An 18,524-nucleotide genomic window follows, 5' to 3' on the forward strand; every position below is an offset into this window, starting at 1 on the left:
TTTCGCAAAGGTAGTTTTATGAGTACGCAGAATTCCACAGGTCTCGCTCAGGGACTCAAGCCGCGTCATGTAACTATGCTGTCGATCGCCGGTGTGATCGGTGCCGGCCTGTTCGTAGGTTCCGGCCACGCCATCGCCGCTGCCGGCCCCGCCGTGCTGCTGGCCTACGCCGCTGCCGGTAGCCTGGTGGTACTGGTCATGCGCATGCTGGGTGAAATGGCCGTTGCCTCGCCTGACACCGGTTCGTTTTCCACCTACGCCGACCGCGCCATCGGCCATTGGGCCGGCTTCTCCATCGGCTGGCTGTACTGGTGGTTCTGGGTGCTGGTAATCCCGCTGGAAGCCAACGCCGCCGCCTCGATTCTGCACGCGTGGATTCCCGACGTTGCGCATTGGGTGTTCGCGTTGGTGATCACCCTGGTGCTGACGGTAACCAACCTGTTCAGCGTGAAGAACTACGGTGAATTCGAGTTCTGGTTCGCGCTGATCAAGGTGCTGGCGATCATCGCCTTCATCGTCGTGGGCCTGGGCGCGGTGTTCGGCTTCATGCCCAACAGCCAGGTCAGCGGTGTCAGCCACCTCACCGACACCATGGGCTTCATGCCCAACGGGCTGGGCGCCGTCGTCGCTGCCATGCTGACCACCATGTTCTCGTTCATGGGCACCGAAATCGTCACCATCGCCGCCGCCGAATCGAAGAACCCCGGTCAGCAGATCTCCAAGGCCACCAACTCGGTGATCTGGCGGATCTTCCTGTTCTACCTCGTATCGATCTTCCTGGTGGTGGCCCTGGTGCCATGGAACGATCCGCGCCTGGCCGAGCTGGGTTCCTACCAGACCGTGCTGGAGCTGATCGGTATTCCCAACGCCAAGCTGATCGTCGACATCGTGGTACTGGTCGCGGTAACCAGCTGCCTGAACTCGGCGCTGTACACCGCTTCGCGCATGCTGTTCTCCCTGAGCAAGCGTGGCGACGCGCCGGCTGCCGCACAGAAAACCTCGAAGTCGGGCACCCCGTCGGTAGCCGTGCTGATGTCCACCGCCGCCGCCTTCGTGGCCGTGATCGCCAACTACGTCGCGCCAGCTGCCGTGTTCGATTTCCTGCTCGCCACCTCCGGCGCCATCGCATTGCTGGTGTACCTGGTGATCGCTGTGTCGCAACTGCGCATGCGCCGCAAGCGCGAGATCGCCGGTGAGAAGATCGACTTCAAGATGTGGCTGTTCCCCGGCCTCACCTACCTGGTCATCCTGTTCATCGTTGCGGTACTGACCACCATGGCGCTGCGCGAAGACCACCGCGTGGAAATCCTCGCCACGGGCGGCCTGGCCATCGCGGTTGTGGTTGCGGGCCTGATCATCTCCAGCCGCCGCAAGGCTGGTAATGCGCGAGTAGCGCTGAGCCGCTGATCGATTGGACCGCTGGAATGCAAAGGCCGCTGTCAGTGATGACAGCGGCCTTTGTCGTTTCAGGATGGACAGGTCACTGCCCTGACGGTCCTCGCAGACTGTGTTCTTTTTGCCCCATGTCGCTGTTCTTCGGGCCTGCCGGAGGCTTGAAGATATCCTGCTTCCAACTTGGCCAGCGAGCGACAGCTTGTCGACACATGGATACGTGGTTTAGAAATTCCTGCTTCTTGGTCGTCATTTAGGTTCCCTCTATGTAGGTAGACAGCAGATTCGCTGCTGCTGCTTCACGATCCATGTAAGAGCACGGAAGCATCTGGGTCCTGAGCTTTGCACTCTCTTCTTTCCACTCGACGATTTCGCCGTCGTCGTTCTTGCGTGCCACCGGGTAGCCGCTGCCGAGATTCGTCGAGAATAGGTTGAAAAAGCTCCGCGGGCCAACCCCGATGAAAGGTTCGAATACGACATTGTCCGGGTTGTTCCCGAGCGAGATGGCGTCGGAGTGAAATTCCAGAGCCTTGCTCTTGGGGTAGGGTTCTACGTAGACCACCCGTTTGATACCTGCAGCCACAATGTGCTTGGCGCAGTTGTGACAGGGGAAAGTCGTGCAGTACAAGTCGCTGCCCGAGCAGTTCACACCCGAGCGGGCGCTCGACAGCAAGGCCTCCATTTCGGCATGCACCACCCGGCCATATTCGGTGATGTCCTTGATCTTGCTCCTTCTGATCAATGGCGCGAGTTCCTGGTGATACTCCTGGGGAACCACCGCAAGGATATCGTCGATGATCAGCCTTTTCTGGATGGCATTGGAGTCTTGACCGCGCATGTAATCACGCCCGTCAGGCGCATCCACGATGCCGTGGGTGTCTGGATCCTTTTCGGGCCAGTAAAGGCCTCCGTGGGCCTTGGGAACATCATTGGCCCCGGTGGCGATGATGCAGCGGTGCTTGGTCAGGACTGCCCCTACCTGACGCGACAGGTCGGCAGACCTCAACGAGGCGGAAAACGCCATGAACATCGCGTATTCGTCGAACGTCGGGGTGATGTAGGGGCGACCGAAAAGCAGGTCGAGAATACGCCACGTCTGTTTCTTCAACGAGTCGGAGTTGCCATTGTAGTCAATGAAGAAGTCGGAGAGATGGTAGGTGTTGCGGGTGTGCTGACCATGTTCGTCGCGCTCGTCCGCATCACGCTCGATCAGGCGCGATGCCTGCTCCTCCGTCATGGACAGGTCCTTCACCAGATACTCATGGCGTCGTGTCAGATCGGCGTGGACGCCGACCAGAAAAAAGCCATCCGAATAGATCTTGCGCAGACGCTCGACTTCCGCAGGGCTTTTCAATGAGTTGATGATGAACGCCCGGCGACGCATGGGGGCCGACTCGCTTCGCAGCTTGTTGATGTGCACCGCCGCGCCCAATGCCAGTATGGCGTTGTCCTTGCTCTTCTCGCGCAGCCGGTTCCCTTCTTCCATGAAGCTGCTGATGCGGTCGTACTGATGGGTGGTGTCGGCAGGGGAGCCGATGCTGGCAATGACATCCGTAGAGACTTTGATGGTGCAGGTTTCGTAGCCGAAAATCTTGAGCCGGTCGCCGATCAGCTTCGACACCTCCGGGAGGTCGGTTCCGATCGTCCCGACCAGCCCGATGATGAGCTCGGAATCGGAATAGGTATCGTCGATGAAATAGGATGTGTCCGGTGCAGGTTCCTGGGAAAGCTCTGCCAGCATTTGCGCTGCATCGTCAGGTTGCGTGTGCTGCGCTCCGTAGTGGCTATTGAGCAAAGGCTCGACCATTTCCTGGAGCTTCGATGCCGCGTGGGGTTTGCCCTGGAAGTGCAGGGTGCCAGTAGACGGGTACCAGTTGAGAATGCCTTTGCTGCGAGTCTTGAATTGATGCTGGTTTTCGTTGATTACCCGCCACTCTCCAGCGGGCAGAATGCTTTCGAGCTTTATCTTCAGTTCTTCGAACGTGCCATCAAAGCGCATGGTGACTCCTTGTTCTTGCTGCCGATCAATCCGTTGATCGAGGGGGCTCTCGGTGACTTTCGAGAGGTGGGACGTGAAGCGAATAAAGATAGCCCATCAAGACGCGAGCGTACGGTAACCAGTCCTGCGATAGGTAACAGCATGTGTGAGTCACCCAAGCCATTCCCGAACTAGCTCAACGAGGCCACGAGAATCCTCAAACCCAAAACGACTTAAATAGAAATGCGAATCACTCCGTGCTAGATTCTCCCGCTTTTTTGAGATATGTCGACACAAAAAAACGGCTGGTCTTCGCAGGATCTTCAGGGGAGAGGATGGTAGATGGCTCGCAATAACAAGATTAATTCCAGCGCGAACTCTGTGGCTTTACTCGTTGCCACACTCAGTTGGCAGGGCATTGCCGCTGCTGACCAGGCGCCTGCCACACCTGCAACCAAAGATGCAGTTCTACAGTTGCAGAACCTGGTCATTACCGAACAAGCACCGGAAAGCCAGCAGAGTACGGGTTATCAAGTAAAGAACAGCACGGCGGGCACCAAAACCAGTACGCCTTTGCCCGAGACGCCGCGTTCTGTCTCGGTGGTCACGCGCCAACGCATCCAGGACCAAGGTTCTCAGACCCTTACCGACATTCTCGGCTACGTGCCGGGCATCTTCGCGCCGCCTTTCGCCGTGGGCGATGGTTTGGCCGGTGATCTGTTTTCCATCCGCGGCTACAACGCCACGGACTATGGCTATGGCTTGCTGAAAGATGGTTTGCGCCTGCAAGGAAACCGATACGACACCACCACCGAGCCCTATGGGCTGGAGCGTACCGAAGTCTTTCGAGGCCCAAGCTCGATTCTCTACGGGGAAAATGCGCCGGGCGGACTGGTCAATCTGGTCAGTAAAAAGCCGACCGAAACCGCGCAGGGCGAGGCCAAGCTCACCTACGGCAGCAACAATCGCCGCCAACTCGGACTCGATGTTTCGGGTCCGTTGACGGACGACAACCGTATTCTGGGCCGGCTGGTGATGCTGGGCCGCAATGCCGATACGCAAGTTGACTCGGTGCCGGATGACCGCCTCTACATCGCGCCGTCGATGACGTTCAACTTCAGCGAAGACACTGCACTGACCTTGCTGTCGACTTACCAGCGCGACCGCACCAAGTTGCTGTTGGGCTATCCGGCAGCAGGGACGCTGCTCAATAACGTCAATGGCAAGATCGGCAAGGACCAGTTCAACGGCAATCCGAACTGGGACGATTTTGAGCGCGAAACCTGGACCTTGGGTTATGAGTTCAGCCATCAGATCAACGACGTCTGGCAGTTCCGTCAGAACTCGCGCTACATGGAATCGCGCTTGAACCGTCATGAAACCTGGCCAAACAATCTGAACCGAGCCGGCTTTGGCAGTACGTTGAGCAGCACGGCTTATGATCGTGACAACAAATCGATCACCTATTCAGTGGATAACCAGTTCGAAGGCCACTTCACTTCGGGGGCGTTGGATAACACAGTGCTGCTCGGCGCAAGTTACGACCGCACCTCGTTCAACCAGGATTGGAACGCAGGCTTGGGCGGTACTTACAACGTGTTCAACCCGGTGTTTTCGGCGGTGCAACCGAACGCCTCGCAATACGTGCAGAACTCCCAGCTCGATCAGCACATGTACGGTGCGTATGGCCAATTGCAAAGCAAGTACGACAACTGGATCTTCCTGTTGGGCGGGCGCCAGGACTGGGTGCAGAGCGAATACCGCAACCGTGCCAGCGCGGCGCGTCCAGGCAGCGCAGCAATAGCGGCCACGGACCTGGATGGCTGGGATCACCGGTTCAGCTGGCAGACGGGTTTGATGTACCAGTTCGAAAACGGCATCTCGCCCTATGTCAGCTATTCCACGGCATTCACCCCCGTACAGCAATCGTCCCAGCCCAATGGCGATCTGCTCGACCCGATTCTCAGCAAGCAGTATGAAGTGGGTGTGAAGTTCGAGCCCAAAGGGTGGAACACGACCTTCAGCGCGGCTGTTTTCGACCTGACCAAATCACGCGACGTGGTCGCAGGCAGCAGCGGCTTCAGCCGGCAAGTGGGCGAGAGCAAGTCTCAGGGCTTGGAGCTTGAGGTCAACAGTGACGTGACGCCCAATCTCGGTCTGGTTGCGTCGTACACCTACACGGACGCGCGGGTGACCAAAGATGCGCCAGGGTCATTGTTCGAAGACCATCAACTGACGGGCATTCCACGCAACCAGGCGTCGACCTGGGCGACGTATCGCTTCCTGGATGGCGCGCTGAGCGGTCTACGCCTGGGCGGCGGCGTGCGCTACTTCGACAACACCTTTGCCTACACAGCCCCGACGCTGTACGGCAAGCTGAAAACCGGCGATGTGACGCTGGTGGATGCGTTGGTGGGGTATGACATCAACGAGCATTGGTCGGTGGACGTGAACGCGAAGAACCTGTTCGACAAGGAATACGTGTCGGGCTGCAACAACGCGGGTCGCTGTTATTGGGGCGAGGAGCGAACGGTGCTGGGGACCGTGGCGTTTCGCTGGTAAGTCACCCAATTTGGCCAAGGAAGGCGCGCCGGACGTGTGAGTGGATCCGAGGACCGAACTCGATCCACTCCCATGCCCACGGGCTTTCACGAGGTGTAAAACGCCAGACAACAAAAAGCCCGCACTAGGCGGGCTCTCTGTGTGTTTTCAGGTACTGCGTACACCACCTGAAAACGGAAGGTGGTGCCCAGAGACGGAATCGAACCGCCGACACGGGGATTTTCAATCCCCTGCTCTACCGACTGAGCTATCTGGGCAACGGGGCGCATTAAACTGGTTTTTCGACGGGTCGTCAAGCGTGATGTCGAAAAAAATTTTAATTAATACCGTCGCTTACGATTTTGCTGGGTTATTCGGCGGGTGGCACGTAGCCGTCGGCCTTGGCGTATTCCTCGCCGGACAGGTACTTGTCCATCTCGCCCTGCAGGAATTTGCGGTCTTCGGCGTTCATCATGTTCAGGCGGCGCTCGTTGATCAGCAGCGTCTGGTGTTTCTGCCAGTCGCCCCAGGCTTGCTGGGAGACATGGTTGTAGATGTCTTCGCCCTTGGCGCCGGGGTAGGGCGGGCGCTCGAGGCCGGGCAGTTCTTCTTTGTACTTGCGGCACATTACGGTGCGGGTCATTACAGATCTCCTGCGTTCAAGGCGTCGGCTGCGTGTTGCAGCAGCTTCTTCACCGGGGCTGCCAGGCCCAGGCGCGGCGGTGTGGCGAGGTTATACCAGAGCCAGTCGGCCTCGGCCACGTGGTGGGCGGTCTGCTCGACCTGCACCAGCCACGGGTCGATGGCCAGCTGGAAATGGCTGAAGGTGTGAGTCAGGGCAGGTAGCTGGCGCCGGCCGAGCAGATGCAGCGCGTGCTGGTCGGCGAGGTGGTCGAGGTCGCTCAGGTCGTCGAGCTGGGGAAGGCTCCACAGGCCGCCCCACAGGCCGCTGGAAGGCCTGCGGTAAAGCAGGATGGCGCCTTCGCGGTTGGCGAGCAGAGGCATCAGCGTTGCGCGTTGCGGAACGGCCTTGCGCGGCTTGGGCACCGGGTAGCGGATTTCCAGGCCGAGCATGTGCGCTTCACAGCTTTTTTCCAGTGGGCAGAGCAGGCAACTGGGCTTGCTGCGCGTGCACAGGGTGGCGCCCAGGTCCATCATCGCCTGGGTGTAGTGGTTCACTCGGGTCTGCGGGGTCAGGCGCTCGGCGGTGGCCCACAGCGCCTTGGCCACCTTGGGCTCGCCCGGATAGCCTTCCTGCGCGGTATAGCGGGCGAGCACGCGCTTGACGTTGCCGTCGAGGATCGGCGCGCGCAGGCCCATGCTGATGCTGGCGATCGCCCCGGCCGTGGACAGACCGATGCCGGGCAGTTCGACCAGTTTCTCCACGTCGCGGGGAAACTCGCCGCCGTGCTCGGCCATCACGATCCTGGCGGTTTTCTGCAGGTTGCGGGCGCGGGTGTAGTAGCCCAGCCCGGTCCACAGGTGCAGCACTTCGTCTTCCGGCGCCTCGGCCAGCGCCTGCACGGTGGGCAGCGCCGCCATGAAGCGGTCGAAGTAGTTCAGCACCGTGCTGACCTGCGTTTGCTGCAGCATGATTTCCGAGACCCACACCCGATATGGGTTGATGTCCTGCTGCCACGGCAAATCATGCCGGCCGTTGCGGTCGTACCATTCCAGCACGGCGCTGGAAAACTGCTCGGGACTCATCGGTTGAACAGACCTCGCAACGCGTCTTTGAGTTTGGGGTCGACCTTGTCGCCCAGTTTTTCTTCGAGCTTCTCGTCGATCTTGTCGCGAATACGGTCGCCGGCCAGCTTGGCAGCCACCTGGCCCAGGCCGTCACGGTCGATGCGGCAGGCCTTGGCGCCCATCTCCAGCGGGCCGCGGCAGCGCAGCGGCAGTTCCACGCCGACGAAACGTTCGCCCACCTGACAGGCCGGATCGGCGCTGGTGCCCTGTTCGCCTTCCACCACCACGCCCACGCGGTAGTCCATGCCCAGTACGCGCAGATCGACGTCGCCGTTGCCCTTGACGGTCAGGCCGGGAATACGCACCAGCAGGTCCTGGTTGCTGGCCACGCCGTTGCGGAACACCAGGCTGCCCTTGAGCTCCTTGAACGGTGTGTCCTTGCCTCGCGGTTCGCCGTTGAGGGTCTTGCGGTTGAGCACCGAGATACCGCGGCAGATCTGCTGCTCCAGGTTGGCGTTGACCAGTACGCCGTCGTTGAGGACGAAGCTGGCGGTGCCGTTGAGCGATTCGACCAGCGCTTTCTGGCTGTTGCCCGAGCCGCTCAGGTTGCTGTTGAGGTTCAACAGGCCCCTGACCGGTGGGTTGGCGTTCTGCGATTTGATGAAGTTTTCCACAGGCACCTTGTCGATGCGCGTCTGCAACGCCAGCAGCGGCGTTTCCGGACGCACGTCCAGGGTGCCCTGGGTGGTGAAGGTGCCGTTGTAGAGGCCACCGGCCAGGGTTTGCAAGGTCAGCATGCCGCCCTGGCCCTGGGCCTTGAGGGTGGCGTTGCGCACCGGCAGGCCCTTGAGGGTCAGTTGGCCGATGGCGAGGTCGGCTTGTACGTCCAGAGCTCGCAGGCGCTCGACGGGCAGCAGGCGATCGTCGCTCCAGGCGCCGCGGGTTGGCGCGTCGGGCAGCGGCGATTCACCGGATGCCACGGCGGCCGCTTCGCTGTTCTGCACCTCGGCCTGGCGCGCCGCGCTGGCGTTGGCGGCCTTTTCGGTCTTGGCCGGCAGGTAGCGGTCGGCGTTGAAAGTGTCGCCCTTGAGCTGCAGGCGCAGTGCCTGGCGGGCGAAATCTTCCACGGCGATGCGGCCGGTGAAGGTGCTCTCGTCCAGTTTCAGTGTCAGGTCTTCCAGGCCCAGGCTGTCGCGGGTGCCCTGCAGCCGGCTGACCAGTTCGAACTTGCCGAGGCTGCCCGGGGCCATCGCTGGCAGCGGTTGGCCGATGCTGTCGAAGAAGGCACGCAGATCCAGCTCGGCAATCGACAGGCCGCCGGTGAGCTGAGGCTCGCTGTCCAGATTGCGCACGCGCAGTTCGCCCAGCGCACGCATCTGGTTGGCGGCCAGCTTCAGGCCGGTCCATTCGGCAATGTTGGCGGACTGGTCGAGCAGCAATTGCCCCTGGGCGCTGAAGGTGACCGTCTTGCCTTGCAGGGGATCGCCCGAGGCCTCACCGCTCAGGCGCATGTCCTCGAGCTGGTAGCGCTTGAGCACGCGGTCGAAGCGAAGCTCGCCGGCCAGTTCGGTACGGGCCCGCACCACGGGCTGGTTGGTGCCCAGGAACGCGGTCAGTTTCAGCGGGATGTCGGCGCCTTCGTGCACGGCGCCGGTGCTGAGCTGGATGCTCTCAGCGGTGTACATGCGGCCGGTGCGCGCATCGTGGTACTGCACGCGGGCGTTGTTCACGGTGAGGCTGTCGATGTCCAGCTTGACCGGGCGCGACGGTGCCTGGGGCTTGCCGGGTTCGGTGACTGCCGGGGCGTTCGGGTCGTTGGGGTCTGCCGTGGTGGTGGGCAGGGGCTTGCCGATGTCTTCCCAGTTGCCGTGGCCGTTGGCGTCACGCTCCAGGGACAGGTTCAAGCCCTCGACCCGCACGTCGCTCATCTGCACTTCCTTGCGCAGCAGTGGCAGCACGCGCACCGAAAGGCCGAGCATCTGCAGGTCGGCGAAAGGCGTCTTGGGGTTGGCGAGCGTGGCCACGCTGGCGTCGTGCAGTTCCAGACCCAGCCATGGGAACAGGCTCCAGCCGATGTCCCCGTTGAGGGTCAGCTCGACGTGAGCCCTGTCCCGTGCCAGTTGGCGAATCTCGTCCTTGTAGTCGTTGGGGTCGAAGAGGTGGGTGAGGGCGAAACCCAGGGCCACCAGAATCAACAACAGACCGAGAATGCACAGGCCGAGGATTTTGCCGAACGCTTTCATGGGCGAGTCCTTTAGTCCGAAATTTGGAAGTTAGCGGGAGAGTATAACGTTGTGCGTCTGGCGATGTGGGCGGTCTGTCGGTGCCGTTGCATCGGGCGTTCGCCGCTGCGTTGCGAGAGCGTCGCGAGCGCTTTGGCGCGCAGGTTTCGGCAATCCAGGGTAAATCCTCGGGACCGTTCGGGAGGTTTTGCCAACCATCCGGCAGTTCATTGAAATAAAGGGATAGCAGTTTGCTTCCATTGGTTACATCTGGTGGTAATCTTCTCGCCTTCGACTGTCCGCTGCGACTTTATGTCGCGATTTGCCAAATGCTGCCGATAAAACAATCGATCGCCAACGTGCATGAAGGATGTGGGCGCATTTGTGTGCAGACAGCTGAATTACAAAAATCAACGGGGGTTACGAAATGAGCAGTAGTCTTTCGGGCGGCGGCGCGGGTGCCCAGCCAGGATTTCTGTCCAAGGAGCGGATCATCGCCAAGCCTGGCTTCAACCGCTGGCTGGTTCCACCAGCCGCGTTGGCCATTCACTTGTGCATCGGCATGGCGTACGGTTTCTCGGTGTTCTGGTTGCCGCTGTCCAAGGCAATCGGCATCACCGCACCAGTGGCGTGCGCGCCCGACCTGAGCTTTTTCAGCCAAGTGTTCTCATCATCCTGTGACTGGTCGGTGTCGATGCTGAGCTGGATCTACACCCTGTTCTTCATTTTCCTGGGCTGCTCGGCGGCCATCTGGGGTGGCTGGCTGGAACACGCCGGGCCGCGCAAGGCCGGTGTCGTGTCGGCGCTATGCTGGTGCGGTGGTCTGGTCATTTCCGCGTTGGGTATCTACACCCACCAGATCTGGCTGATGTGGCTGGGCTCGGGCGTGATCGGCGGTATCGGCCTGGGGCTGGGCTACATTTCCCCCGTGTCGACCCTGATCAAGTGGTTCCCGGACAAGCGCGGCATGGCCACCGGCATGGCGATCATGGGCTTCGGCGGCGGTGCCATGGTCGGCGCCCCTCTGGCCGCTGCCTTGATGGGCCATTTCGCATCCCCTACCAGCGTTGGCGTGTGGCAGAGCTTCCTGGTGATGGCGGCGATCTACTTCGTCTTCATGATCGGCGGCGCGCTGTCGTACCGCGTCCCACCCACCGGTTGGAAGCCTGAAGGCTATGTTCCTTCGGCGAAGAAGGCCAAGGGCATGATCACCAACCGCCACGTGCACGTGAACGTGGCCTGGAAGACCCCTCAGTTCGCACTGGTCTGGCTGGTGCTGTGCCTCAACGTTTCCGCCGGTATCGGCATTCTGGGCATGGCTTCGCCGCTGCTGCAGGAAGTGTTCGGCGGCAAGCTGCTGGGCGTGGACCTGGCGTTCAACCAGCTGGACTCGGCGCAACTGGCGCAGATCGCTGCCATTGCAGCGGGCTTCACCGGTCTGCTCAGCCTGTTCAACATCGGTGGCCGGTTCTTCTGGGCTTCGTTCTCCGACTACATCGGCCGCAAGGTGACCTACTTCGTGTTCTTCGCCCTGGGCGTGGCGCTGTATGCCTCGGTACCGACCCTGGGTCATTCGGGCAACATCGCGCTGTTCGTGGCGGCGTTCTGCATCGTGCTGTCGATGTACGGCGGTGGTTTCGCCACCGTGCCGGCCTACCTGGCCGACCTGTTCGGTACGCAGATGGTCGGCGCCATTCACGGTCGCCTGTTGACCGCCTGGGCCGTGGCCGGCGTGTTGGGCCCGGTGCTGGTGACCAACCTGCGTGACTACCAGCTGGCTCACGGCGTAGCCCGTGCGGCGGTGTACGACACCACGTTGTACATCCTCTCCGGCCTGCTGGTGCTGGGCTTCATCTGCAACGCGCTGGTACGTCCGGTGGCCGACAAGTACTTCATGACCGATGCCGAGCTCAAGGCCGAGCAGGCGCTGGGCCATGACAAGGGCACCGATGGCACCACCGTGCTGGAGTGGAAGGCCAATCCTGCGTCCAAGCCTCTGGCTGTCGCGGCCTGGCTGGCCGTGGGCATTCCGTTGGCGTGGGGCGTGTGGGTGACCCTGCAGAAGACGGCGGTGCTGTTTCATTGATGTAGACGTTTGAATCGGTGGTGCGGCCTTCGCGGGCAGAGCCCGCTCCCACAGGATCAACATTGATCTATGTGGGAGCGGGGTGGGCGGCTGAGCCCTCTGCCCGCGAAGGCCGCACCGCCAATCCCCCTCTGAACCTCTTCTGTTCCTGTTTCCCGCCCGCGTGCCTATAATGATCACCTTTTTCGCCCAACGATTTTGCGGAGCTGGTGATGGCCGAACGTATCGCGTTCGTCGAGCGCAACACTCTGGAAACCCAGATCAAAGCCTCGATCAACCTGGATGGCACCGGAAAGGCCCGATTCGATATCGGCGTTCCTTTTCTTGAGCACATGCTTGACCAGATCGCCCGGCACGGGCTGATCGACCTGGACATCGAGTGCAAGGGCGACCTGCACATCGACGACCACCACACCGTGGAGGACGTCGGCATCACTCTGGGCCAGGCGTTCGCCAAGGCCATCGGCGACAAAAAGGGCATCTTTCGCTACGGCCATGCCTACGTCCCGCTGGACGAAGCGCTGTCGCGCGTGGTCATCGACTTCTCCGGCCGCCCCGGCCTGCAGATGCACGTGCCCTATACCCGCGCCACCGTTGGCGGCTTCGACGTCGACCTGTTCCAGGAGTTCTTCCAGGGCTTCGTCAACCACGCCAATGTCTCCCTGCACATCGACAACCTGCGCGGGCACAACACCCATCACCAGATCGAAACCGTGTTCAAGGCCTTCGGCCGCGCCCTGCGCATGGCCGTCGCCGTCGACGAACGCATGGCCGGGCAGATGCCGTCGACCAAGGGCGTGCTCTGATGCAGACCGTCGCGGTAATCGACTACGGCATGGGCAACCTGCACTCAGTGGCCAAGGCCCTGGAGCACGTGGGTGCCGGCAAGGTGCTGATCACCAGTGACGCCAATGTCATTCGCGAAGCCGACCGCGTGGTTTTCCCCGGTGTCGGCGCAATCCGCGATTGCATGGCCGAGATCCGCCGCCTGGGCTTCGATGCGCTGGTGCGCGAAGTCAGTCGGGACCGGCCGTTTCTGGGGATCTGCGTCGGCATGCAGGCGCTGATGGAGCACAGCGAGGAAAACGCCGGCGTCGACTGCATCGGCGTGTTTCCCGGCAAGGTGCGCTTCTTCGGCAAGGACCTGCACGAAGACGGCGAACACCTGAAAGTCCCGCACATGGGCTGGAACGAAGTGCAGCAGGCGGTGGATCACCCGCTGTGGCACGACATTCCTGACCTGGCGCGCTTCTACTTCGTGCACAGCTACTACATTGAGGCCGGCAAGCCGGGCCAGGTCGTAGGGCGCGGCCATTACGGTCGCGACTTCGCTGCGGCACTGGCCGAAGGTTCACGTTTCGCCGTGCAGTTCCACCCCGAGAAAAGCCATACCCATGGCCTGCAGCTGCTGCAGAACTTCGCAGCCTGGGATGGACGCTGGTAATGGCCAAGGCCAGCAAGCCGCCCATTCTGACCCTGACGCCGGAGCAGGAAAGCGAAGCGGCCGACAAGATCAAGCGGTTCATGCGCGACCGCTTCGATCTGGACCTGGGTTCGTTCGAGGCCCTCGAGGTGCTCGAGCTGTTCACCCGCGAAATGGCTCCACACTATTACAACAGGGCGATTTTCGATGTGCAGGCGCACCTCAGCGAGAGGTTCGAAAGCATCGAGAGCGACCTGTGGGCGCTCGAGAAGAACTGACTTCCGAGCATCGCCGTTCACCGACCCCGAAGGTTTTTGCAGATGCTGATTATCCCCGCTATCGATCTTAAAGACGGTGCCTGCGTGCGCCTGCGCCAGGGCCGCATGGAAGATTCCACGGTGTTCTCGGACGATCCGGTGAGCATGGCGGCCAAGTGGGTCGAAGGCGGCTGCCGTCGCCTGCACCTGGTCGACCTCAACGGTGCCTTCGAAGGCCAGCCCGTGAATGGCGAGGTGGTCACCGCGATCGCCAAGCGCTACCCGCACCTGCCGATCCAGATCGGCGGTGGCATCCGCTCGCTGGAAACCATCGAACACTACGTCAAGGCTGGCGTCAGCTACGTGATCATCGGTACCAAGGCGGTCAAGCAGCCCGAGTTCGTCGCCGAGGCCTGCCGTGCGTTCCCCGGCAAGGTCATCGTCGGCCTGGACGCCAAGGACGGTTTCGTCGCCACCGACGGCTGGGCGGAAGTGAGTACGGTGCAGGTCATCGACCTGGCCAAGCGCTTCGAGGCCGATGGCGTGTCGGCGATCGTCTACACCGACATCGCCAAGGACGGCATGATGCAGGGCTGCAACGTGCCGTTCACCGCTGCCCTGGCGGCCGCGACCCGGATTCCGGTGATCGCTTCCGGCGGTATCCACAACCTGGGCGACATCCGTGCCCTGCTGGACGCCAAGGCCCCGGGCATCATCGGCGCCATCACCGGCCGGGCCATCTACGAAGGCACCCTGGACGTCGCCGAGGCCCAGGCTTTTTGCGATTCGTACAACGCGTAATGGCTAAACGCGGCCCGCGCCCCGGCTCCCTGTAGCAGCGGCGCAAGCCGCGTCCGCCGGCACCTGTGTCCTACTTTAGCGGAGAACCCCCATGGCCCTGGCCAAACGCATCATCCCTTGCCTGGACGTGGACAACGGCCGCGTGGTCAAGGGCGTCAAGTTCGAGAACATCCGCGACGCCGGTGACCCGGTCGAGATCGCCCGGCGCTACGACGAGCAGGGCGCCGACGAGATCACCTTTCTCGACATCACCGCCAGTGTCGACGGCCGTGACACCACGCTGCACACCGTGGAGCGCATGGCCAGCCAGGTGTTCATCCCGCTGACCGTAGGCGGCGGCGTGCGCACGGTGGCGGACATCCGCAACCTGCTCAACGCCGGTGCCGACAAGGTCTCGATCAACACGGCGGCGGTGTTCAACCCCGAGTTCGTCGGCGAAGCGGCCTCGCGCTTTGGCTCGCAATGCATCGTGGTGGCCATCGACGCGAAGAAGGTTTCCGGGCCGGGCGAAGAGCCGCGCTGGGAAATCTTCACCCACGGTGGTCGCAAACCGACCGGGCTGGACGCCGTGCAATGGGCGCAGAAGATGGAAGGTCTGGGCGCGGGTGAGATCCTGCTGACCAGCATGGATCAGGACGGCATGAAGAATGGCTTCGACCTGGGCGTGACACGCGCCATCAGTGACGCGCTTGGCATTCCGGTGATCGCCTCCGGTGGGGTGGGCAACCTGCAGCACCTGGCCGATGGCGTGATCCAGGGCGGCGCGAGCGCGGTGCTGGCCGCCAGTATCTTCCATTTCGGCGAATACACCGTACCCGAAGCCAAGGCCTTCATGGCCAAGCAAGGCATCGTCGTACGCTGACCCTGTAGCTGCGGCTGTAGCAGCGGCGCGAGCCGCGTCAGGCCTCACCGCGTTCTTCCAGGCCTCACCGCAGTGCCCGCCGACGCGGCTCGCGCCGCTGCTACAGGAAATCGCAGTGCCTGTAAACGCATTCTGAGTCGCCGCAACCCCTGTAGCAGCGGCGCAAGCCGCGTCGGCGGGCGCCGCGGTAGGCCTGACGCGGCTTGCGCCGCTACTGCGGGGAGCAAGGAGTTGTGTATGTACCATGGCGAACGAATGAACGCCTGGACCCATCTGGTGGGCGCCGTGCTGGCGGCGGTCGGTGCTGTCTGGCTGCTGCTTCTGGCGGCGTTTGAAGGTGACCCCTGGAAGATCGTCAGCGTGTGCATCTACGGCGCCACGCTGATCGTGCTCTACAGCGTGTCCACGATCTACCACAGCGTGCGTGGGCGCCGCAAAGCGATCATGCAGAAGCTCGATCACCTGTCGATCTACCTGCTGATCGCCGGCAGCTATACGCCGTTCTGTCTGGTGACCCTGCGCGGGCCCTGGGGCTGGAGCCTGTTCGGCGTGGTCTGGGGGTTGGCGGTGCTAGGCATGTTGCAGGAGATCAAGCCGCGCTCCGAGGCCCGTGTGCTGTCCATCGTCATCTACGCGGTGATGGGCTGGATCGTGCTGGTCGCGGTCAAGCCGCTGCTGCACCTGCTCGGGCCAGCTGGGTTCGCCTTGCTGGCTGCAGGCGGTGTGCTGTACACCGTGGGCATCATTTTCTTCGCGCTGGACAAGCGTCTGCGCCATGCCCACGGCATCTGGCACCTGTTCGTGATCGCGGGCAGCGTGCTGCACTTCATCGCGATCTTTTTCTACGTCCTCTGAAGCCTAGAAATCCCCCCACAGCTGCTGGGCCACCGCCAAGGCGACCACCGGCGCGGTTTCGGTGCGCAGCACGCGGGGGCCGAGGCGGGCAGCGTGAAAGCCGCCGGCCTTGGCCTGCTCGACTTCGGCATCGCTGAGGCCACCTTCGGGACCGATCAGGAACGCCAGGCTGGCAGGCTTGGCGTGGCTGAGCAGCGGCTCTGCGACAGGGTGCAGCACCAACTTGAGCTCAGCGTTGCTCGCGGCAACCCAGTCGGCCAACACCTGCGGCGAATGAATGACCGGCACGCTGGAGCGACCACATTGCTCGCAGGCGCTGATGGCCACCTGTCGCCAGTGGGCCAGACGCTTGTCGGCGCGCTCGTCCTTGAGGCGGACCTCGCAGCGTTCGCTCACCAGCGGTGTGATCTCGCTCACGCCCAGTTCGGTGGCCTTCTGGATCGCCCAATCCATTCGCTCGCCACGGGACAAGCCCTGGCCCAGATGGATGGCCAGCGGCGAGTCGGGTTGGCCGGTGAACTGTTCGTCGAGGGTGACGCTGACGCGTTTCTTGCCCACTTCCAGCAAGGTACCCAGGAATTCCTGACCGCTGCCGTCGAACAGCTGGACCTTGTCGCCGGTGGCCATGCGCAGCACGCGGCCGATGTAGTGGGCCTGGGCTTCGGGGAGTTCGTGTTCGCCCAGGCTCAGGGGGGCGTCGATGAAAAAGCGGGACAGTCGCATGGGGGGTGTCTCTGGTGGTTTTGTGGTGTTTATTCTGGCCTCTTCGCGGGCAGAGGGCTCGCCGCCCGCCCCGCTCCCACAGGAAGTTTCGGTCGCTCATGCGGTCCTTGTGGGAGCGGGCTGTGCCCGCGAAGAGGCCGGTACAGGCACTGAACAACCTCAACCCGGATCGCGAAACCCGGGATGGAAATCTTCAGCCACCTGCACGCTCACACTGCTGCGCGTGGCGATATCGATCCCCTCGCTGGCCACTTCGGCCAGGAAGTCGATCTGCTCCGGCGTGATCACATAGGGCGGCAGGAAATACACCACGCTGCCCAGCGGTCGCAGCAGCGCGCCACGCTCCAGGGCGTGGTTGAACACCTTGAGTCCGCGTCGCTCCTGCCAGGGGTAGGCGGTCTTGCTGGCCTTGTCCTGGACCATTTCGATGGCCAGGACCATGCCGGTCTGACGCACCTCGGCCACGTGGGCATGGTCGGCCAGGTGCGCGGTGGCAGTGGCCATGCGCTGGGCCAGGGCGCGGTTGTTCTCGATGACGTTGTCCTGCTCGAAGATATCCAGCGTGGCCAGCGCCGCAGCACAGGCCAATGGGTTGCCGGTATAGCTGTGCGAATGCAGGAAGGCGCGCAGGGTCGGGTAGTCGTCGTAGAAGGCGCTGTAGACGTCATCGGTGGTCACACAGGCCGCCAGCGGCAGGTAGCCACCGGTCAGCGCCTTGGACAGGCACAGGAAATCCGGGCGGATGCCAGCCTGCTCGCAGGCGAACATCGTCCCGGTGCGGCCGAAGCCCACGGCGATCTCGTCGTGGATCAGGTGCACGCCGTAGCGGTCGCACGCTTCGCGCAACAGCTTGAGGTACACCGGGTGATACATGCGCATGCCGCCCGCGCCCTGAATCAACGGCTCGATGATCACGGCGGCCACGCTTTCATGGTGTTCGGCCAGAGTCTGTTCCATGGCCTGGAAAAGGGTGCGCGAGTGTTCTTCCCAGCTCACTCCTTCGGGCCGCAGGTAGCAGTCAGGGCTGGGGACTTTCAGAGTATCGAGCAGCAGGGCCTTGTAGGTTTCGGTGAACAATGGCACGTCACCGACCGACATCGCGGCGATGGTTTCGCCGTGGTAGCTGTTGGTCAGAGCCACGAAGCGCTTCTTGTTCGGTTGACCGCGGTTGACCCAGTAGTGAAAGCTCATCTTCAACGCGACTTCGATGCACGAAGAGCCGTTGTCGGCGTAGAAGCAGCGAGTCAGCCCTTCGGGCGTCATCTTGACCAGACGCTCGGACAGCTCGATCACCGGCTGATGGCTGAAACCGGCCAGGATCACGTGTTCCAGCTGATCGACCTGATCCTTGATGCGCTGATTGATGCGCGGGTTGGCATGCCCGAAGACATTGACCCACCAGGAGCTGACCGCGTCCAGGTAGCGCTTGCCCTCGAAGTCCTCCAGCCACACGCCTTCGCCGCGTTTGATCGGGATCAGCGGCAGCCGCTCGTGGTCTTTCATCTGGGTGCAGGGGTGCCACAAGACCTCGAGGTCTCGTTTCATCCACTGGTCGTTGAGTCCCATCTTTCTCTCCCGCGGCAACACGCTTGGCAAACAGTCGCGCAAGCCTATGCAATGAGGCCTCGGCTAACAACCCAAACATGCTCGATGGCGACACTGGCGGGCACTATGCCGCTGGCGTATGCTGCGCGG

15 protein-coding genes and 1 tRNA gene are annotated in these 18,524 nt (G+C 62.2%); 9 read left to right on the forward strand and 7 right to left on the reverse strand.

Features of this window, described 5'->3' with window-relative positions:
• The first annotated feature begins 18 nt into the window (after window positions 1-18).
• Window positions 19-1,407, forward strand: coding sequence for a GABA permease (gabP, locus tag BLV18_RS00440; protein ID WP_090355338.1), 1,389 nt, complete (start codon window positions 19-21; stop codon window positions 1,405-1,407).
• Window positions 1,408-1,645: 238 nt separating this feature from the next.
• Here the strand turns inward: gabP and BLV18_RS00445 are convergent, their stop codons facing one another.
• On the reverse strand, window positions 1,646-3,391 hold the full coding sequence (locus BLV18_RS00445; protein WP_090355340.1) for an anti-phage dCTP deaminase: 1,746 nt from the start codon (window positions 3,389-3,391) through the stop codon (window positions 1,646-1,648).
• Window positions 3,392-3,712: 321 nt separating this feature from the next.
• On the opposite strand from BLV18_RS00445, the gene BLV18_RS00450 reads away from it, so the two are divergent.
• Window positions 3,713-5,932 (forward strand): TonB-dependent siderophore receptor, encoded by a 2,220-nt coding sequence (locus BLV18_RS00450; protein WP_090355342.1) that lies wholly within the window; start codon window positions 3,713-3,715, stop codon window positions 5,930-5,932.
• A 181-nt stretch (window positions 5,933-6,113) separates the two neighbouring features.
• Here BLV18_RS00450 and BLV18_RS00455 read toward each other — a convergent pair.
• The 4 genes from BLV18_RS00455 to BLV18_RS00470 form a co-directional block, all read right to left on the reverse strand.
• A tRNA-Phe gene (locus BLV18_RS00455) sits at window positions 6,114-6,189 on the reverse strand.
• Window positions 6,190-6,281: 92 nt separating this feature from the next.
• Window positions 6,282-6,554 carry an oxidative damage protection protein gene (locus BLV18_RS00460; RefSeq protein ID WP_090355347.1) on the reverse strand — a complete coding sequence of 91 codons (273 nt, stop codon included), beginning with the start codon at window positions 6,552-6,554 and terminating at the stop codon, window positions 6,282-6,284.
• Window positions 6,554-7,618, reverse strand: coding sequence for an A/G-specific adenine glycosylase (gene mutY, locus BLV18_RS00465; RefSeq protein WP_090355349.1), 1,065 nt, complete (start codon window positions 7,616-7,618; stop codon window positions 6,554-6,556). Before mutY ends, BLV18_RS00460 begins: the two co-directional genes overlap by 1 nt.
• Window positions 7,615-9,843 carry an AsmA family protein gene (locus BLV18_RS00470; RefSeq protein ID WP_090355351.1) on the reverse strand — a complete coding sequence of 743 codons (2,229 nt, stop codon included), beginning with the start codon at window positions 9,841-9,843 and terminating at the stop codon, window positions 7,615-7,617. Before BLV18_RS00470 ends, mutY begins: the two co-directional genes overlap by 4 nt.
• Window positions 9,844-10,249: 406 nt before the next feature.
• On the opposite strand from BLV18_RS00470, the gene BLV18_RS00475 reads away from it, so the two are divergent.
• From BLV18_RS00475 to trhA, 7 genes are all read left to right on the forward strand, one after another.
• A complete protein-coding gene (locus tag BLV18_RS00475) occupies window positions 10,250-11,908 on the forward strand; it encodes an OFA family MFS transporter (protein ID WP_090355356.1) in 1,659 nt (552 codons plus the stop codon).
• A 212-nt stretch (window positions 11,909-12,120) separates the two neighbouring features.
• Entirely contained in the window at window positions 12,121-12,714 is a 594-nt protein-coding gene (gene hisB, locus BLV18_RS00480; RefSeq protein WP_043191647.1) for an imidazoleglycerol-phosphate dehydratase HisB, read from the forward strand.
• Complete coding sequence (gene hisH, locus BLV18_RS00485) at window positions 12,714-13,352, forward strand: imidazole glycerol phosphate synthase subunit HisH (protein ID WP_049861647.1); 639 nt, start codon at window positions 12,714-12,716, stop codon at window positions 13,350-13,352. The genes hisB and hisH overlap by 1 nt, the downstream gene beginning before the upstream one ends.
• Entirely contained in the window at window positions 13,352-13,609 is a 258-nt protein-coding gene (locus tag BLV18_RS00490; protein WP_049861648.1) for a DUF2164 domain-containing protein, read from the forward strand. The genes hisH and BLV18_RS00490 overlap by 1 nt, the downstream gene beginning before the upstream one ends.
• Before the next feature lie 42 nt (window positions 13,610-13,651).
• Window positions 13,652-14,389 carry a 1-(5-phosphoribosyl)-5-[(5-phosphoribosylamino)methylideneamino]imidazole-4-carboxamide isomerase gene (hisA, locus tag BLV18_RS00495; protein WP_049861649.1) on the forward strand — a complete coding sequence of 246 codons (738 nt, stop codon included), beginning with the start codon at window positions 13,652-13,654 and terminating at the stop codon, window positions 14,387-14,389.
• 91 nt (window positions 14,390-14,480) lie between these two features.
• Window positions 14,481-15,251, forward strand: coding sequence for an imidazole glycerol phosphate synthase subunit HisF (gene hisF / locus BLV18_RS00500; protein ID WP_043191638.1), 771 nt, complete (start codon window positions 14,481-14,483; stop codon window positions 15,249-15,251).
• Between the two features lie 237 nt (window positions 15,252-15,488).
• Complete coding sequence (gene trhA, locus BLV18_RS00505; RefSeq protein ID WP_090355359.1) at window positions 15,489-16,106, forward strand: PAQR family membrane homeostasis protein TrhA; 618 nt, start codon at window positions 15,489-15,491, stop codon at window positions 16,104-16,106.
• Window positions 16,107-16,109: 3 nt separating this feature from the next.
• On the opposite strand, the gene BLV18_RS00510 is transcribed toward trhA, so the two are convergent.
• Entirely contained in the window at window positions 16,110-16,829 is a 720-nt protein-coding gene (locus BLV18_RS00510) for a 16S rRNA (uracil(1498)-N(3))-methyltransferase (RefSeq protein WP_056844496.1), read from the reverse strand.
• A 159-nt stretch (window positions 16,830-16,988) separates the two neighbouring features.
• Window positions 16,989-18,395 carry an adenosylmethionine--8-amino-7-oxononanoate transaminase gene (locus BLV18_RS00515; protein ID WP_090355363.1) on the reverse strand — a complete coding sequence of 469 codons (1,407 nt, stop codon included), beginning with the start codon at window positions 18,393-18,395 and terminating at the stop codon, window positions 16,989-16,991.
• Between the last annotated feature and the right edge of the window lie 129 nt (window positions 18,396-18,524).

It is taken from the genome of Pseudomonas coleopterorum (genome assembly GCF_900105555.1).
GTDB lineage: Bacteria > Pseudomonadota > Gammaproteobacteria > Pseudomonadales > Pseudomonadaceae > Aquipseudomonas > Aquipseudomonas coleopterorum.

Coding starts and splice junctions, on each gene's coding strand:
- BLV18_RS00515 (WP_090355363.1), bottom strand. CDS start 18,395: ATGGGACTCAACGACCAGTGGATGAAACGAGACCTCGAGGTCTTGTGG.
- trhA (WP_090355359.1), top strand. CDS start 15,489: ATGTACCATGGCGAACGAATGAACGCCTGGACCCATCTGGTGGGCGCC.
- BLV18_RS00470 (WP_090355351.1), bottom strand. CDS start 9,843: ATGAAAGCGTTCGGCAAAATCCTCGGCCTGTGCATTCTCGGTCTGTTG.
- gabP (WP_090355338.1), top strand. CDS start 19: ATGAGTACGCAGAATTCCACAGGTCTCGCTCAGGGACTCAAGCCGCGT.
- hisB (WP_043191647.1), top strand. CDS start 12,121: ATGGCCGAACGTATCGCGTTCGTCGAGCGCAACACTCTGGAAACCCAG.
- hisA (WP_049861649.1), top strand. CDS start 13,652: ATGCTGATTATCCCCGCTATCGATCTTAAAGACGGTGCCTGCGTGCGC.
- hisH (WP_049861647.1), top strand. CDS start 12,714: ATGCAGACCGTCGCGGTAATCGACTACGGCATGGGCAACCTGCACTCA.
- hisF (WP_043191638.1), top strand. CDS start 14,481: ATGGCCCTGGCCAAACGCATCATCCCTTGCCTGGACGTGGACAACGGC.
- BLV18_RS00510 (WP_056844496.1), bottom strand. CDS start 16,829: ATGCGACTGTCCCGCTTTTTCATCGACGCCCCCCTGAGCCTGGGCGAA.
- BLV18_RS00445 (WP_090355340.1), bottom strand. CDS start 3,391: ATGCGCTTTGATGGCACGTTCGAAGAACTGAAGATAAAGCTCGAAAGC.
- BLV18_RS00450 (WP_090355342.1), top strand. CDS start 3,713: ATGGCTCGCAATAACAAGATTAATTCCAGCGCGAACTCTGTGGCTTTA.
- BLV18_RS00490 (WP_049861648.1), top strand. CDS start 13,352: ATGGCCAAGGCCAGCAAGCCGCCCATTCTGACCCTGACGCCGGAGCAG.
- BLV18_RS00475 (WP_090355356.1), top strand. CDS start 10,250: ATGAGCAGTAGTCTTTCGGGCGGCGGCGCGGGTGCCCAGCCAGGATTT.
- mutY (WP_090355349.1), bottom strand. CDS start 7,618: ATGAGTCCCGAGCAGTTTTCCAGCGCCGTGCTGGAATGGTACGACCGC.
- BLV18_RS00460 (WP_090355347.1), bottom strand. CDS start 6,554: ATGACCCGCACCGTAATGTGCCGCAAGTACAAAGAAGAACTGCCCGGC.